This window comes from Streptomyces sp. AMJ-169 (assembly GCF_055597585.1).
Window position 1 is genome coordinate 42669 of the sequence record NZ_JBVLTJ010000005.1, and the last position, 15261, is coordinate 57929.

Annotated in this window: 13 protein-coding genes; 4 read left to right on the plus strand and 9 right to left on the minus strand. The window is 72.4% G+C overall.

Features of this window, described 5'->3' with window-relative positions; genetic code table 11:
* Positions 1 to 88: 88 nt before the first annotated feature.
* Positions 89 to 808, plus strand: coding sequence for a coiled-coil domain-containing protein (locus ACYUD3_RS13520; protein ID WP_470968620.1), 720 nt, complete (start codon positions 89 to 91; stop codon positions 806 to 808).
* 194 nt (positions 809 to 1002) lie between these two features.
* Here the strand turns inward: ACYUD3_RS13520 and ACYUD3_RS13525 are convergent, their stop codons facing one another.
* Genes ACYUD3_RS13525 through ACYUD3_RS13545 form a run of 5 tightly spaced genes read right to left on the minus strand, consistent with a single transcriptional unit; the run spans position 1003 to position 6552 of the window.
* Complete coding sequence (locus ACYUD3_RS13525; RefSeq protein WP_470968623.1) at positions 1003 to 2235, minus strand: styrene monooxygenase/indole monooxygenase family protein; 1233 nt, start codon at positions 2233 to 2235, stop codon at positions 1003 to 1005.
* 16 nt (positions 2236 to 2251) lie between these two features.
* On the minus strand, positions 2252 to 2884 hold the full coding sequence (locus ACYUD3_RS13530) for a GTP-binding protein (protein WP_470968625.1): 633 nt from the start codon (positions 2882 to 2884) through the stop codon (positions 2252 to 2254).
* Positions 2865 to 3299, minus strand: coding sequence for a DUF742 domain-containing protein (locus tag ACYUD3_RS13535; RefSeq protein ID WP_470968628.1), 435 nt, complete (start codon positions 3297 to 3299; stop codon positions 2865 to 2867). The genes ACYUD3_RS13530 and ACYUD3_RS13535 overlap by 20 nt, the downstream gene beginning before the upstream one ends.
* Positions 3296 to 3793: a roadblock/LC7 domain-containing protein gene (locus ACYUD3_RS13540; protein ID WP_470968631.1), complete on the minus strand. Its 498-nt coding sequence runs from the start codon at positions 3791 to 3793 to the stop codon at positions 3296 to 3298. Before ACYUD3_RS13540 ends, ACYUD3_RS13535 begins: the two co-directional genes overlap by 4 nt.
* Entirely contained in the window at positions 3790 to 6552 is a 2763-nt protein-coding gene (locus ACYUD3_RS13545; protein ID WP_470968633.1) for a sensor histidine kinase, read from the minus strand. The genes ACYUD3_RS13540 and ACYUD3_RS13545 overlap by 4 nt, the downstream gene beginning before the upstream one ends.
* A gap of 380 nt (positions 6553 to 6932) precedes the next feature.
* Here ACYUD3_RS13545 and ACYUD3_RS13550 point away from each other — a divergent pair, with 380 nt between their 5' ends.
* A complete protein-coding gene (locus tag ACYUD3_RS13550; RefSeq protein WP_470968635.1) occupies positions 6933 to 7721 on the plus strand; it encodes a protein phosphatase 2C domain-containing protein in 789 nt (262 codons plus the stop codon).
* Positions 7722 to 7803: 82 nt separating this feature from the next.
* Here ACYUD3_RS13550 and ACYUD3_RS13555 read toward each other — a convergent pair whose 3' ends face one another.
* The 3 genes from ACYUD3_RS13555 to lon form a co-directional block, all read right to left on the minus strand.
* Positions 7804 to 8196: a MarR family winged helix-turn-helix transcriptional regulator gene (locus tag ACYUD3_RS13555; protein ID WP_470969741.1), complete on the minus strand. Its 393-nt coding sequence runs from the start codon at positions 8194 to 8196 to the stop codon at positions 7804 to 7806.
* Positions 8197 to 8448: 252 nt separating this feature from the next.
* Positions 8449 to 9588, minus strand: a complete 1140-nt coding sequence (locus ACYUD3_RS13560; RefSeq protein WP_470969743.1) for a methyltransferase domain-containing protein — start codon at positions 9586 to 9588, stop codon at positions 8449 to 8451.
* Between the two features lie 197 nt (positions 9589 to 9785).
* A complete protein-coding gene (gene lon, locus ACYUD3_RS13565) occupies positions 9786 to 12197 on the minus strand; it encodes an endopeptidase La (RefSeq protein ID WP_470968638.1) in 2412 nt (803 codons plus the stop codon).
* A 276-nt stretch (positions 12198 to 12473) separates the two neighbouring features.
* Between lon and ACYUD3_RS13570 the strand changes: the two genes are divergently transcribed.
* Positions 12474 to 13571, plus strand: coding sequence for a DUF5954 family protein (locus ACYUD3_RS13570; RefSeq protein ID WP_470968640.1), 1098 nt, complete (start codon positions 12474 to 12476; stop codon positions 13569 to 13571).
* A gap of 4 nt (positions 13572 to 13575) precedes the next feature.
* Here the strand turns inward: ACYUD3_RS13570 and ACYUD3_RS13575 are convergent, their stop codons facing one another.
* Positions 13576 to 14358, minus strand: coding sequence for a rhomboid-like protein (locus tag ACYUD3_RS13575; RefSeq protein WP_470968642.1), 783 nt, complete (start codon positions 14356 to 14358; stop codon positions 13576 to 13578).
* A 198-nt stretch (positions 14359 to 14556) separates the two neighbouring features.
* On the opposite strand from ACYUD3_RS13575, the gene ACYUD3_RS13580 reads away from it, so the two are divergent.
* Positions 14557 to 15249 carry a spermidine synthase family protein gene (locus ACYUD3_RS13580; protein ID WP_470968645.1) on the plus strand — a complete coding sequence of 231 codons (693 nt, stop codon included), beginning with the start codon at positions 14557 to 14559 and terminating at the stop codon, positions 15247 to 15249.
* The last annotated feature ends 12 nt before the right edge of the window (positions 15250 to 15261 follow it).

Below are 15261 nucleotides of genomic sequence, written 5' to 3' on the forward strand. Positions count from 1 at the left end.
GCACACTCGCCGCGCGCGGCCCGCCGGGCGGCCGGATGCTCGCGGTGCGGGACGGAAAACCCGTCCCAGATCCACGGAGGTTGACGGCATGTCAGGAAGGTTGCTGCGACTGGCGTGCACGGCGGCACTGGCCGCCCAGCTGGGACTGGGCCAGCCGGCCTGGCCGGACGACCGCCCGGTGGCGGACGTGCTGACGGACCTTCAGCGGGCGTACACCGAGGCGGAGAAGGCGACGAAGTCGTACGACGAGACGGCGGTGGCGCTGAAGAGGCAGCGGGCGGAGGTGGCCCGTCTCGACACGGACCTGCTGCGGGCGAGGCTGACCCTGCACGCCAGCCAGGGCGCGGCCGGCCGCCTCGCCCGCCAGCAGTACCAGTCGGCCACGGACATCTCCCCGTACGTACGCCTGTTGCTGGCCCGCGATCCCCAGCACGCCCTGTACGAGGGCCATGTGATCGACCGCGTCGCGGCGGAACGGGCCCAGACGATGTCCCGCCTGACCAGATCGGAACAGACCCAGCACACCTTGACGAGAGCGGCCCGCACGGCACTGGACACCCAACTGACACTGACGGAACGCAAGAAGAGGGCACGGGACGAGGTGCGGAGGCGGCTGGGGGAGGTGGAGAGGGTGCTGGTGGCACTGACGCCGGGGCAGTTGGCCCAGCTGCGGCGGACGCCGACGGCCGCGCAGGGGGGTGCGCATGCGCCGGTGTATGCGGGGGGTTGGAGGGTGGAGCGGGGGGAGGGGGAGGGGATGAGGGTGACGCGGACGGGGGAGGATGCGGCGGGAGGGGCGGGGCGTTAGGGGCGCGGGGAACGGCGCATTGGGGGCGCGGGGAACGGCGCGAATAGGGGCGCGGGGAACGGCGCATTAGGGGCGCGGGGAACTGCGCAAGGGGGTAAAGGGGCGCAGCCCCTTAAGGGGCGCGGGGAACGGCGCGACCAGCCACAGCGGCGCCGCACCCGGCAGACGACAGCACCCGGCACCCCCTCACCCGCTCACCCCAGCGACCCCAAATACGCCCCCACCCTCTCCGGCTCGTAGAAGTACTCCTCCAAGTCCGCCGGATCATCGAACGCGTTGGCGAACCGACGCGCCGCCGCCGGCAACTGCCCTGCCGCGCCAAGGAAGTCGACGACATGCTCCGGCGGCGGAGCCAGCATCGCGTTGGTCCACTTCGTCGCATGCCGGGCGGTGTCCCAGTACCGCTCGAACGTCCCCCGCATCCACCCCTCGTCGAACTCCTTCTCCCCGTGATCGAGGATCGCGGCGAGATAGGAAGCGGCGCATTTCGACGCGGAGTTGGCGCCCTGACCGGTGATGGGATCGTTCGCGACGACGACGTCCGCCACCCCCAGCACCAGCCCGCCGCCCGGCAGCTGCCCCACGGGATTACGGACCGTCGGCGCGTAACGGCCCGCCAACGTACCGCCCGCGTCGGTGAGTTCGACGTCCGCCGCCCGCGCGTACTCCCAGGGCACGAACTCCTTCATCAACTCCAAGGTGAGACGCAGGTGTTCGGCGGGGTCCTTCACTCCGGCGAAGGCGTCCAGCGGCCCCCCGGGCACCCCTTCCCAGAACAGTATGTCCGCCCGCCCCGATGTCGTGAACGTCGGCATGACGAACAACTCCCCCACCCCGGGCACCAAGTTGCAGCGCACGGACTCGGTCTCGGGGTGCTCGGGGCGCGGGCCCAGGCCGTGGACGTAGGTGACGGCGAGGGCGCGCTGCGGGGCGGTGTAGGGCGAGCGCTCGGGGTCGCGGGCGAACATCGACACCAGCTCGCCCTTGCCGGCGGCGACGAGGACGAGGTCGTACGTACGGGCGAAGTAGTCGAGGTCACCAACGGCCGCACCGTGGATGACCAGTTGGCCGCCGCGCTGGGCGAACGTCTCCATCCAGCCGGCCATCTTCACGCGCTGGTCGACGGACTGGGCGAAGCCGTCGAGCGTGCCGAGCCAGTCGATGACCCGGCCCCCGGGACCGGGGCCCGCGACCGAGACGCCGACGCCCTCGATCCGGGGGGCCTGGCTCTCCCAGAACGCGATGCCGAGGTCGCGTTCGTGCTGGAGGGCGGTGGCGAACATGACCTGGGTGGACATGACCCGGCCCGAGCGGATCTCGTCCGCCGTCCGGTTGGACATGAGGGTGACCTCATAGCCGTGCGACTGAAGACCGAGGGCGAGCTGGAGGCCGGACTGACCGGCCCCTACGACGAGTATCTTCCGCATACCGGGGGCGGATCTCCTATTCGGGTGTTTCGTCCAGGGCGTGGGCGACGAGGGTCAGCAGGGTCTCGATGACCGGGATCCGCCGCCGCGCGTCCATGATCAGGACGGGCACGTGCGGGGGGACGGTGAGCGCCTCGCGGACGTCGTCCGGCTCGAACCGCTCGCTGCCGTCGAAGTGGTTGACGGCGACGACGTACGGCAGCCCGCAGCTCTCGAAGTAGTCGAGCGCGGGGAAGCAGTCCTTCAGGCGGCGGGTGTCGGCGAGGACGACGGCGCCGATCGCGCCGCGCACCAGGTCGTCCCACATGAACCAGAAGCGCTGCTGGCCGGGGGTGCCGAAGAGGTACAGGACGAGGTCGTCGTCGAGGGTGAGGCGGCCGAAGTCCATGGCGACCGTGGTGGTCAGCTTCTCCGGGGTCGCGCTCAGGTCGTCGGTGGCGGCGCTCGCCTGCGTCATCAGCGCCTCCGTCTGGAGGGGCGTGATCTCGGAGACGGCCGTGACCAGGGTGGTCTTGCCGACGCCGAAGCCGCCGGCGACCACGATCTTCGTGGCGACGGGGGCGCGGCTGCGGTCCGTCTGCCAGGCTTTCAGGTTCTCGTCGGGACCGGCGTCCGAAGAAGTGACGCGGTCAGAGACGACGGAGTCCACTCAGCACCCTTTCCAGCAGAGCGCGGTCGGGACGGCCCGTACCGTGGGCGGTACCGGTGCCGTACACACGGATCTTTCCCTGGTCCGCGAGGTCGCTGAGGAGGACCCGGACCACGCCGAGGGGCATCCTCAGCAGCGCGGCGATCTCGGCCACCGTACGCATCCGGCGGCACAGTCCGACGATGGCCAGCGTCTCCGGCGACTCGCGCACGGGTGTCTGATCCGCCGTCAACTCCTTGTGCTCCTGCGGCGCTTCGAGCGCGGCGACGAAGGTCTCGACGAGGAGGACGTGGCCGAAGCGGGTGCGGCCGCCGGTGAGGGAGTAGGGGCGGACGCGGGCGGGGCGCTTGTCGGCGCCGCGCACGGGGAGGCGGTTGCCGGACACGGCGGCTTTCCCGGGGAGTTCCGCGCTCATCGGCCACCCCCCTCCCCCGCGAGCGACTTCCGCAACTCCGTGCGCAGTTCGGGCGTCAGGACATGGCCGACGCGGCCGACGAACAGCGCCATGTGGTAGGCGACGACGCTCATGTCGCAGTCGGCGTCCCCGTGCACCCCGAGCAGCGAGCCGTCGCTGATGGACATCACGCACAGGCTGCCGTCGTCCATGGCGACCATGGTGTTCTTGACGTCCCCGAAGTCCATGAGCCGGGCGGCGCCGAGGGTGAGGCTGCCGATGCCGGAGACGACGGTGGCGAGGTCGGCGGCCGAGCCGCGCGGGCCCTTGGGGCGAGCCGAACTCCCTTGCGCTGCCTCGGCGTTGTGATCGGCGTCGGAGGAGAGCAGGAGCAGTCCGTCGGAGGAGACCACGGCGACCGACTGGATGCCCGGCACCTCCTCGACGAGGTTGTTCAGCAGCCAGTGCAGGTTGCGTGCCTCACTGCTCAGTCCGAAGGTACTGGGCGCGGTCAACTGCTTGCCTCCTCGACTGTTCCCCCCGGGTCTTGCGGTGCTCGCGGTGTCTGCGGTGCTGCTCGCGGGGTGTGCGGCGCCGCTTGAGCCGCTTGCGGCGCTGTCGGTGCTTCGGGGGCTTCGGATGCTTCGGGTGCCAGCACCTTGTTCCGCCCCGTCTTCTCCTCGATCTCCGCCTCCCGGTACCCGGCCTCGGCCCCCTGCCGGAAGCCGCCGAGCCGGCGGCGCAGCGCCTCCGCGTCCACGGAGCCGGTGCGCGGCCGGGGCACCTGCTCCTGGCCGGTCACCTTGGGGGTCCGCTTGGGCAGCCCCTTGTCGGTGACGCGCTCTTCGTCCTCCTCGCCGGAGTCCTCGGCGGGCGCCTCGGTACGGGCGTGCTCCTCGCCGTCCTCGGCGTCGGCGGCGCGGGCGTGCTCCTCACGCGGCGCCGGCACGAGGAGTTCGAGGGTCGTCTCGGAGGTGACCTGCGGCGCGGCCTCCTCCGCTACCTCCGCCTCCTCCGTCACGGCCTCGTCGGGCGTCTCCTCCAGCGTCCCGTCCGCCTGCGCCTTCTCGATCGCGCGTTCGGCGAGTTCGACGGCGAGGTCCTTGCCGCGTGAACGGCCGCCGATGACATGGGAGTTGGCCTCGGCGTCGGCCCCCGGGAGGGAGACTCCGGGGGCCTTCTCCGGCTGCCGGGCGGGAGCCGACGGGGTCGCGGCGGCCGGCGACGGCGCCAGTACGGCCGTAGGGATGACCGCCACCGACGTCGTACCGGACTGCTCGCCCTCGCCGGTGCGCAGCCGGACGCGGACGCCGTGCCGGTGGGCGAGCCGGGCGACGACGTACAGGCCGAGGCCCAGGCCTTCCTCGCCCTCCTGGTCGAAGGGGGTCTCGGGGTCGAAGTCGGTGAGGCGGGCGTTGAGGCGGGCGGCGCGCTCCTCGGGGATGCCGAGGCCCTCGTCCTGGACGGAGAGCATGACGTCGCCGTTCTCCAGGAGCCAGCCGGAGACCTCGACGGGGGCGTCGGGCGGGCTGAACGAGGCGGCGTTCTCCAGGAGTTCGGCGATCAGGTGGGAGAGGTCGTCGGCGGCGAAGCCCGCGATGTGGGCGTGCGGCGGGAGGGCGGCGATGCGGACGCGTTCGTAGCGCTCGATCTCGCTGACGGCGGCGCGTACGACGTCGACGAGCGGGACCGGGCCGGGGTGCGGCTGGACGTGCTCGGTGCCGGCGAGGACCAAAAGATTCTCGCTGTGGCGGCGCATGACGGTCGCGAAGTGGTCGAGCTTGAAGAGGGTCGCGAGCCGTTCGGGGTCCTGCTCGCGCTCCTCCATGCCCTCGATGACGGTGAGTTGGCGTTCGACAAGGCCGAGGGTGCGCAGCGCGAGGCTGACGAAGGTGGAGCCGATGGAGGCCCGCAGCCGCTCCAACTGGGCGGTGACGTCGGCGAGTTCGGCGCGCAGCTCCTCGCGGGCGTCGGCCATCTTCTGCCGCTGGCCGACGAGGTGCTTGCGGTCGGCCTCCAGCGTGGCGAGGCGTTCGTGGACGCCGGCGGCGTGCGCGTGCAGGGCGTTGATGGAGCGCACGACCTGGGCGAACTCGTCGTTGCGGCCGGTGAACTTGACCGGCTCCTCCGCCCCCGGGTGCTCCGCGTCGCCGAGCCGGGCGGCGCCTCTGCGGACGGCGGAGAGCGGGCGGGTGAGGCCGCGGGCCATGCCGGTGGCGACGCCGACGGCGAGCAGCATCAGCGCGCCGAGGACGGCGACCCGGATCTCCAGCGCGGTGACGTCGTCGTCGCGCAGCTTCTCCAGGTCCTTGGTGCGCCGGTCGAAGAGGGCGGCCTCGGCGCCGCGCATCAGCTCAAGTCGGGCCGACAGAGCGGTGTTTACGGCGCTCGCGCTGGTGTCGACCTCGTCGGAGGTGAGCGACGGCTGGTCGGTGAGGGTCGTCAGGTACTTCTCGGCGGCGTCGCTCTCGCTGCCGGTGACCGTCGAGTCGTAGGACCCGACGGCCGCCTTCGGGCCGGTCTCGCGGAAGTCGGCGAGCGCGGCGTCGGAGCGGAAGCGGGCCTGCTGGGCGGCGGCGGTGAGCTGGTCGCGCAGGTCCGAGTCGCTGGTGTCGTACGAGGAGTCGCTGCTGCTGGGGATGGACAGCGCGGCGACGAGCAGGCCCCGGGCGGCGGCGGACTGCTGGACGGCGGAGTCGAGTTCGGCCAGCGCGTACGCCCCGGCGCCCGCACGGGCCGGTGACGCTTGCGCCAACTGCTCGGCGAGGCGGTGGAGTTCGGTGATCGTCGCCGTGTACGCGGTGTGCGCGTCGAGGGCGCCGGTCTTGCCGTCGAGGGCGTTCTTGCGGATGGCCGCGATGCCGTCGAGGTCCGCGGTGAGGTCGGCCGGGAGCTCGCCGGCCGTGCGCAGATCGGTGATCTGGCGGTCGACGCGGGCCGTCAACTGGGCGTCCGGAGTACTGCTCCTGGCGCGGCCCGTCGCGAGATAGACGGTGACCGCGTCGCGTTCGTCGGCGACCGACTGGGCGAGACCGAGGGCGTCCTCGGTGCGCTCGGCCAGGGTCACCAGGTCCTGGGCGTCCTTCAGATCGGCGGAGGCCATGAGGACGGACGGGGTCCCGGCGGCGCCGATCGCGGCGGCGACCACGGCGACGGCGACGATCAGCCTGTTGCGCACATGGGTCGGGCGGCCCTTTCCGACGGGAGGCTGCGCCTGCGCACCGGAAGCTCCGGAAGCCGACTTTTCTGGGCGCCGAGGCCGCTTCTTCTGCACCGGTGCTCGCATTCCTGAATCTCGTGTACCCATGGGACCGGATGACGCTCGGTCAACAGCTGCGCACAACCGGTACGGCTCCCGACCCTCCCAGTGCCGGTGGGCGGGAAGCGCTCTTCACCTGACCCGCCACCCGAAGGAGTGAACATCGGAAGGAAGTTGAGGGGCAAGTTCCACCGGCGCGTGCCGCGGCGGCCCCGGGCGTTTTCCGGTCCGCCGGTTGGACGCGGGCGCCGGGCTTTGACAGGATGCACCGCCACGCCCCCCGCGCGCTGCGCTTTCCGCCCCAAATCAGGCGTCTGACCTGCACATCGACCGTCGTGGGGCAATCATCGCGAGCCGTTCGGCGGCCGTTCGCCCGGCTCCGGCAGACTGGCCGGATGCGTACGGAACTTGTCACGGAGCCCGGCGACCGCGCCCGCCCCAACGAGGACTTCGCCGCCGTCGCCGCCACCGCGTCGGGCCAGGGTGGTGTCCTCGTCGTCCTCGACGGGGTGACTCCGCCGCCGGACGGGTACGGCTGCCGCCACTCCGTTGCCTGGTACGTCGCCCGGCTCGGCGGCGCGCTGACCGAACTGACCGTTTCGGCACCGGATGTTCCGCTGCCGGACGCTCTGTCCCAGGCCATCGCCCGGACCGCCGCCGCACATTCACACACCTGTGACCTTTCTCACCCGCGTACTCCACAGGCGACGGTCGCCCTAGCGCGGTGGGACGAGGGGTGCGTGGAACACCTCGTCCTCTCCGACGCGGCGCTCCTCCTTGAGTCCCCGTCAGGTTCGGTCACCCCCGTCCTCGACGACCGACTGGCCTTGCTGCCAAGGGAGTTGCTCGCGTCGGCGAAGATCGCGGACAGCCGGGCGCGCAACAAGGAGGGCGGCTTCTTCACGGCCGCCGCCGATCCGTCGGTGGCGTCGCGCGCGGTGACGGGCCGCTGTCCAAGGGCCTCGGTACGGGCGCTGCTGGCCCTGACCGACGGGGCGAGCCGGTGGACGGAGAAGTTCCACGAGGGGGGCTGGGCGGACCTGTTCGGGTACGCGCGCAAGGAGGGGGCGCGGGGACTGGTGGACCGGGTACGGGAGTTGGAGGGGGCGGATGAGGTGGAGCGGGTGTTCCTGGGGCGGAGCAAGACGCATGACGACGCGACGGCGGTGTGGGTGGAGCCGTGAGGGGAGCTGGGGGCGGCGGGGCAACTCGGTTCGGGCTGGGGCCGCTTCGGCAGAGTCGGCGTGAACTCGGCTCCGCCCCCGGTCACCTCTCCATGACATGGTTCAACTCGCCGAGCAGCCGGGCCAGTTCGGCGACCTCCGCCCGCTCCCAATGGGCGAGCTGGCTGACGTACCGCGCCCGGCGGGCCTCTCTCACCCGGCTGACGCGGCTGCGGCCCTCCTCGGTGAGGTCGACGAGCCAGGCCCGGCCGTCGGCGGGGTCGGGCTCGCGGAAGACGAGGCCCAGCTCTTCGAGGGCGCGCAGCTGGCGGGACATGGTGGCCTTGCCGACGCCGATGTAGGCGGCGAGTTCGGTGGCCCGCCGCTTCCCCGACTCCTCCAGCCGCACGAGCAGCCCATAGGCGGCGGGCTCCAGATCCGGGTGCACCTCACGGGCCATCTCCCCCTGATTGGCCCGCGCCCGCCGCAGCAGCATGGTCAGCTCCCGCTCCAGCGACAGAAACTCCCGGTCCGCCCCCGGCACATCCCCACTACCGCTCCCGTGCACCGCACCACTCCGTATCCACTAGCGCCCGATTGGTTCAGGCCATCCCATCACCGCAGCTCGGACAGTATTTCGCAGCGGGGAGAAGAGGGAGAGGAGCGGGGGCCGAAGACTCGGACACGGGGACGGGGACGCCCGCGTCCCCAGGCGTCCCCGTCGCACCGACTGCGGCCGGTCCCGGTGTCAGGTGAACGGCAGCACGTCCGCGGGGCGGTCGAGCCAGGGGCGGGTCGTTCCGTCCGGGCCGACGGTGAGCCCGAACCGGTCGACACCGGGTCCGCCGCGCTCCGCCCACCACACCAGGGCCCGCTCGACCTCGTCCCACAGCCGGCGCGGTCCGCACTGATACACCGTGGCCTGCGCCTCACCGGCGCGGAACTCGACGGCGGCCCACGACAGGCTCGTGAGGTCGAAGAACCACGCCTTCGCGGACCCGGCCGCACCGCTCTCGTTGACGACATGGGCGCAGTCGGGCACGCAGAGTCCCGCGACGAACCGGGCGGGTTCGTAACGGCCGCCGAGGTCCTTCAGGGCGAGCCGGGTCCGGGAGACGTCGGCGTCTCCGGGGAAGGCGGGGACGTGCGCGCGGAAGCGGTCCCAGTCGAGCCGCTGGGAGCGCAGTTTCATGAACTCGACCATGCGCAGGAACGGCCCCGACGCGCTTCCGTCCGCCGCGACGGTCAGCCGGACCAGCGCGTCCTGGTCGCTGTAGTGGGTGCCCCACGGAGCGAGGACGACGCCGCCCGGCCGGGTCTGCTCCAGCCAGCACGGCGGAACGGCCCGCACGCCCGCCGTGGCGATCACCCGGTCGTAGGGCGCCCCGGCCGGCCAGCCGTCCCCGCCGTCGCCCCGGACCACCTCGGGGGTGAACCCGGCCTGCTTCAAGGCGCTTCGGGCCCGTTCCGCGACGGCGGGGTCGATCTCGACGCTGACCACGCCGGGGCCGCCCAGCCGGTGCGTCAGCAGGGCGGCGTTCCAGCCGGTGCCGGTCCCGACCTCCAGCACGCGCATGCCGTCGCCGACGTCCAGATCGCGGAGCATCGAGGCGACGACGTACGGCATGCTCGCGGAACTGGTCGGCACGGTGCCGGGCTCGGGGCCGGTGTGCTGTCCGTCGTCCCATTGCGTGACGACCGGTACGTCCGCGTACGCGGCGCGCTCCCACGCCTCGGGGTCGTCGCCGCGCCGGACGGGGACGCTGCGCCCGGTGGCCATGTCATAGGCCCAGAACAGCTCCGGCAGGAACAACGCCCGCGGAACGTCCGCGAACGCACCGGCCCACTCGGGCGTGAGGGCTCCGATCTCACGGAGAGACCGCACCAGCTCATCACCGGCACAGCCTCCCCGCTCGGGGGTGAACGTCACTTGCGGTGCTTCCCGTCCTCATGAGCGGCCCGTTCCTCGCCGGCCCCTCACCTTTCACGACACCTGCGGTGCTACCCGCCGGAGCCGGGCGGCAAGACGGCGGGACGTGCCGCGAAGGAGCAGTCCCGTTCCTTCGCGCCGCCCGCGCGCGCCCCTCACGCCGCCACCGAAACCCCCGCCCCCCTGCTCGCCGGCGCCAGCGCCAGTTCCAGGACCTGGCGGACGTCCGTCACCGCGTGGACGTCCAGCTTGGACAACACCTCTGTCGGGACGTCGTCCAGGTCTGCCTCGTTGCGCTTCGGGATGATGACCGTTTTTACTCCTGCCCTGTGGGCCGCCAACAGCTTCTGCTTGACGCCGCCGATCGGGAGGACCCGGCCCGTCAGGGACACCTCGCCGGTCATCGCCACGTCCGTGCGGACCAGGCGGCCGGAGAGCAGGGACGCCAGGGCCGTCGTCATCGTCACGCCCGCGCTCGGTCCGTCCTTGGGCACCGCGCCCGCCGGGAAGTGGATGTGGACCCCGCGGTCCTTCAAGTCCCCCACCGGCAGCTCCAGTTCGGCGCCATGGCTGCGCAGGAAGCTCAGCGCGATCTGCGCGGACTCCTTCATCACGTCACCCAGCTGACCGGTGAGCGTCAGCCCCGCCGCGCCCGTCTCCGGATCGGCGAGGGACGCCTCGACGAACAGGACGTCACCGCCGGCGCCGGTCACCGCGAGCCCGGTCGCCACCCCGGGGACGGCCGTGCGCCGCTCCGCCGGGTCCTGGGCGGACTCGGGGACGTGGTGCGGACGCCCGATGAGGCCCCGCAGATCGGCGTCCGTGACGGTGAACGGCAGCTCCCGCGCGCCCAGTTCGTGCTGGGCCGCGACCTTGCGCAGCAGCCGCGCGAGGGACCGCTCCAGCGTGCGCACCCCGGCCTCCCGGGTGTACTCCCCGGCGAGCTTGCGCAGCGCGCCCTCCTCGAGGACGACCTCCTCCTTGTCCAGCCCCGCCCGCTCCAGCTGGCGCGGCAGGAGGTGGTCGCGGGCGATGACGACCTTCTCGTCCTCGGTGTACCCGTCGAGCCGGACCAGCTCCATCCGGTCGAGCAGCGCCTCGGGGATGGCCTCCAGGACGTTGGCCGTGGCGAGGAACACCACGTCGGACAGGTCGAGTTCGACCTCCAGGTAGTGGTCGCGGAAGGTGTGGTTCTGGGCCGGGTCGAGCACTTCGAGGAGGGCGGCGGCCGGGTCGCCCCGGAAGTCGGAGCCGACCTTGTCGATCTCGTCGAGCAGGACGACCGGGTTCATCGAACCGGCCTCCTTGACGGCCCGCACGATCCGCCCGGGCAGCGCGCCGACGTACGTCCGCCGGTGCCCCCGGATCTCGGCCTCGTCCCGGACGCCGCCGAGGGCGACGCGGACGAACTTGCGGCCCATCGCGTGGGCGACGGACTCCCCGAGGGAGGTCTTGCCGACCCCGGGCGGTCCGACCAGCGCGAGCACCGCGCCCCCGCGCCGCCCGCCGATGACTCCGAGCCCCCGGTCCGCGCGCCGCTTGCGGACGGCCAGGTATTCGGTGATGCGCTCCTTCACGTCCTCGAGGCCCGCGTGCTCGGCGTCGAGGACGGACTTGGCGCCCTGGATGTCGTACGCGTCCTCCGTGCGGGAGTTCCAGGGGAGTTCCAGGACCGTGTCCAGCCAGGTCCTGATCCAGGAGCCCTCCGGGGACTGGTCGCTGGAGCGTTCCAGTTTGTCGACCTCCTTGAGGGCCGCCTCGCGGACCTTCTCCGGGAGGTCGGCGGCCTCCACGCGCGCGCGGTAGTCGTCGGACTCCTCCGCGTCGGCGCTCTCCCCGTTCAGCTCGCGCAGCTCCTTGCGGACCGCGTCCAGCTGGCGGCGGAGCAGGAACTCCCGCTGCTGCTTGTCGACGCCCTCCTGGACGTCCTTGGCGATGGTCTCGGCGACGTCCTGTTCCGCGAGGTGGTCGCGCAGCTGCTGCGTGGCGAGCCTCAGCCGGGCCACCGGGTCGGTGGTCTCCAGGAGTTCGATCTTCTGGTCAAGGGTGAGGAACGGCGAGTAGCCGGAGTTGTCGGCGAGCGCGGAGACGTCGTCGATGGCCTGGACGCGGTCCACGACCTGCCAGGCGCCCCGCTTGCGCAGCCACGCGGTGGCCAGCGCCTTGTACTCCTTGACCAGTTCGCCGACGTGCCCCGGCACCGGCTCGGGCAGGCTCTCGTCGAGCTGGGCGCCCTCCACCCACAGCGCGGCGCCCGGACCGGTCGTCCCCGCCCCGATCTTCACCCGGGCCCGGCCCCGGATCAGCGCCCCGGGGTCCCCGTCGGCGAGCCGGCCGACCTGTTCCACGGTCCCGAGCACGCCCGTCCCCGCGTAGTTCCCGTCCACCCGGGGCACCAGCAGCACCCTGGGCTTGCCCGGCTCACTGCGCGCGGCGGCCTGCGCGGCCTCCACGGCGGCGCGTACGTCCGCGTCGTTCAGATCCAGCGGAACGACCATGCCGGGCAGCACGACCTCGCCGTCGAGCGGCAGCACCGGCAGCGTGAGCGTTGATGACGACAAAGCCATGATCTCCCCTTCGGCAGTCAAGTTGAGCTTTACCGACTCAATGCATATGAGCCCCCGAATGTTCCCGGTCCGGTGTTCGCCGTGAGCGATCACCGCCGCAGCCCCCAGCGACACCCCGCGCAACCCCCGCCGGCACCCCGCACACCCCCACCGACAAACAGGACGCCCGGCACGGAAAATCCCGTGCCTCCGCCGCGCCACCACCCCCGCGCGCCCGCCGCCGCCACTTTCCCCGTTCCGCCCAAACCGCCCCCGCACCCCCACCACAATGCGCACATGACTGATGACTGGAAGCAACATCTGAACGCGCTCCACGCCGATCTGGTGCGCCGCGACGACCCGGTGGCCTGGGTGATGGAGGCGGACGCCGTGGAGGCGTCCCGGCGCTATCCGCGGATAGCGCTGCGCGGTCCGGTGTTCGGGGTCGCCGCGTACGACACCCGCCAGGACGGCGCGCGCTGGCGGGTGCTGCTGCCGTTCACCGACGGGATGCCGCAGCAGTCACGGGACGGACTCAACTCGCATCTGTGGTTCACCGCGAAGGACACCGCCCAGGACACCGGGACGCGCGGCGAGCTGCTGGCCGCCGTCGCCGTCCTGGAGCGCGAGCCCGCCGACGAGGTCACCGCGTGCGGGGTGCGCTACCGGGTCGTGCGCGGCGACGAGTTCGCGCGCTCCGGCGAGTTCGGCCTGGAGCCGCCCCGCCCCACCGACCCCGAGCCCGCCGAACAGCTCTGGGAGGGCCGCGAGTCGTCGGCCCTGGACATCGGCCACACCCTGGACCCGGCCGCCGACGACGGCCCCATGGCCGGGGCGCTGCGCCTGGGCCTGCGCGACTTCTCGTACACGGACTCCCGGTTCCCGCCCGCCGCCCGCCGCGACTCCCAGACGGCCGTCGGCACGCACCCGGAGATCGTGCGGCTCCCGGTCGGCTTCGCGGTCGTCGAGCGGGACAGCTCCGGCTGGTGCCCCCGCAGCGGCCCCAAGGCGACCCCGCACGAGGCCCGCCGCCGGCTGTACATGGCCATGACCTACGACTGGCCCCTGCTGAAGAAGTGGCCCGAGGAGAAAGTGGCCCTCTACGCGCGCGTGGCCGAGGAGTTCCGCGCCGCCGGCCGCGCGGACGAGGCCCGCGTCGACGGCCGCCACTTCCGTATCTGCCGCATCGAACGCATCGTCCGCATGGGCCCCGACGGCCCCGAACCACCCCGCCCCTCCGACCAGGACGAGTACGGGCCGATGAAGATGCACCCGACGATGCTGGCGGACGGGACGATCGTGTACGAGGACGACGATGACGCCGCCGAGGAAGAGGCGGCAGAGGGCGACGCCTGCGCCGACGCGGACCGGGGCACCGGCGCCGGCCCGGACTGACCGGCTAGACGGCCGCTACAGCCCTCGTACCCGCCCGCTCCTTCTTCCAGCTCCGTACCCGGGGCCACAGCGCGACCCCGATGGCCAGGGCGATCAGGTGCCCCCAGTTGCTCAGGGGGTCGGTCAGTTCGGCCAGGTCCTGGAGGAGTTCCGCGGTGAACAGGAACAGGATCGGCAGGCCCAGCCAGGGGCGCAGCAGGCCGGTGAGGGCGCCGATGCTCGCGGCGACGCCGAAGCTGATGCCGTAGTCGTAACGGTGCAGGGAGGACTCGGGGAGGTGGCCGACCAGGACGGCGAGGCCCACGGGGATCTCGGTGGCCAGGGTCGCCAGGACGTGCCCGGCGGCGAAGACGAGCGCCGTGCGCACGCCCCCCACGCGCCGCTCCAGGGCGGTGAGCACGAGGACGAACACCACGGTGAACGGCGAGGACAGCCCGCCCGCGACCCACAGGGCGCTCGCGCCGAGCACCAGCGCCGGTTCGCGCAGCAGGTGCCAGACGTCCGTGGAGGACGCCTGGAGCAGCCAGTCGACCCAGGAGTCGTCGACGTTCATGGCCACCCATGAGGTGACGGCGAGGACGACGGCGTACCAGAACGTGAACGGTGTCCCCTTGGGCGACGGCAGCAGCCGCCAGAACGCTCTGGAGGGGACCGGGAGGGGTACGAGCACCTCGGCGGGCGCCGCGGCGGCGGGCGCCGGGAGTGAGGGGACCCGCTGTGCCGGGACGCCGTCGAGCAGACCCAGGTCCGCGGGGGCGACCGCGTCGGCCGTACCGTTCCGTTCCACCGTGAGGCGCTCCTTCCTTCTCCTACAGAGTTCGCGCCCCACCTGTCCGCTGTCTGTGACCGACACCACGTCCGGCCGTATTCTCAGCAACCTCTCAAGCTGCCCTCACGTCCTGCCAAGGTACGCACAGGAGTTCAGGCCGCGCCCGGCGACGGAAATTCCCCTTCCCCGGCGCCCGCCCGGTGCCAGGATGGGCCGATGGCCACCCCGTACGACCCCCTCGCGCGCGACCTCCCCGAAGTCCTCGACCGCCGTGAAGGCCCGTACGGCGAAGTGGTGTTGAGACGGCACGGCCCGCTCCTTCAGATCATCGCCAACGGCTGCTTCCTGATGGACACCTCCGACGGCCGCTCCGAGCGCCTCCTGGTCGACGCCGCGCTGGACGCCCTGGACGGCCGGCCGCGCCCTTCCGTCCTCATCGGCGGCCTGGGCGTCGGATTCTCGCTCGCACACGCCGCCGCCGACCCGCGCTGGGGACGGATCACGGTCGTCGAGCGGGAGCGGGCGGTCGTCGACTGGCACCGGGAGGGCCCGCTGTCCGCCGTGACGCGGGAGGCCCTGGCCGATCCCCGGACCACGATCGCGGTGGCGGATCTGCTGGATTTCCTCGATGAGACATCGGACACGTTCGACGCGCTCTGCCTCGACATCGACAACGGGCCCGGCTGGACCGTCACGGAGGGCAACGGCGGGCTGTACGGCCCGGCCGGACTCGCAGGCTGCGCACGGGTGTTGGGGCCGGGCGGGGTGCTCGCCGTATGGTCCGCGAAGCCCTCGCCCGCTTTCGAGCGAACCCTGAGTAATGCCGGGTTCCAGGCGGTGCGTACCGAAGAGGTGCCGGTTGCCCGAGGCGTTCCCGACGTGGTGCATCTCGCCGTCCGGCCTGGATAGCAAAGCCGTGGT

Bases quoted from the DNA above. Each gene is read 5' to 3' on its own strand.
- lon (WP_470968638.1), bottom strand. From the start codon at position 12,197: ATGGCTTTGTCGTCATCAACGCTCACGCTGCCGGTGCTGCCGCTCGAC.
- ACYUD3_RS13550 (WP_470968635.1), top strand. From the start codon at position 6,933: ATGCGTACGGAACTTGTCACGGAGCCCGGCGACCGCGCCCGCCCCAAC.
- ACYUD3_RS13535 (WP_470968628.1), bottom strand. From the start codon at position 3,299: ATGAGCGCGGAACTCCCCGGGAAAGCCGCCGTGTCCGGCAACCGCCTC.
- ACYUD3_RS13555 (WP_470969741.1), bottom strand. From the start codon at position 8,196: ATGCTGCTGCGGCGGGCGCGGGCCAATCAGGGGGAGATGGCCCGTGAG.
- ACYUD3_RS13570 (WP_470968640.1), top strand. From the start codon at position 12,474: ATGACTGATGACTGGAAGCAACATCTGAACGCGCTCCACGCCGATCTG.
- ACYUD3_RS13580 (WP_470968645.1), top strand. From the start codon at position 14,557: ATGGCCACCCCGTACGACCCCCTCGCGCGCGACCTCCCCGAAGTCCTC.
- ACYUD3_RS13520 (WP_470968620.1), top strand. From the start codon at position 89: ATGTCAGGAAGGTTGCTGCGACTGGCGTGCACGGCGGCACTGGCCGCC.
- ACYUD3_RS13525 (WP_470968623.1), bottom strand. From the start codon at position 2,235: ATGCGGAAGATACTCGTCGTAGGGGCCGGTCAGTCCGGCCTCCAGCTC.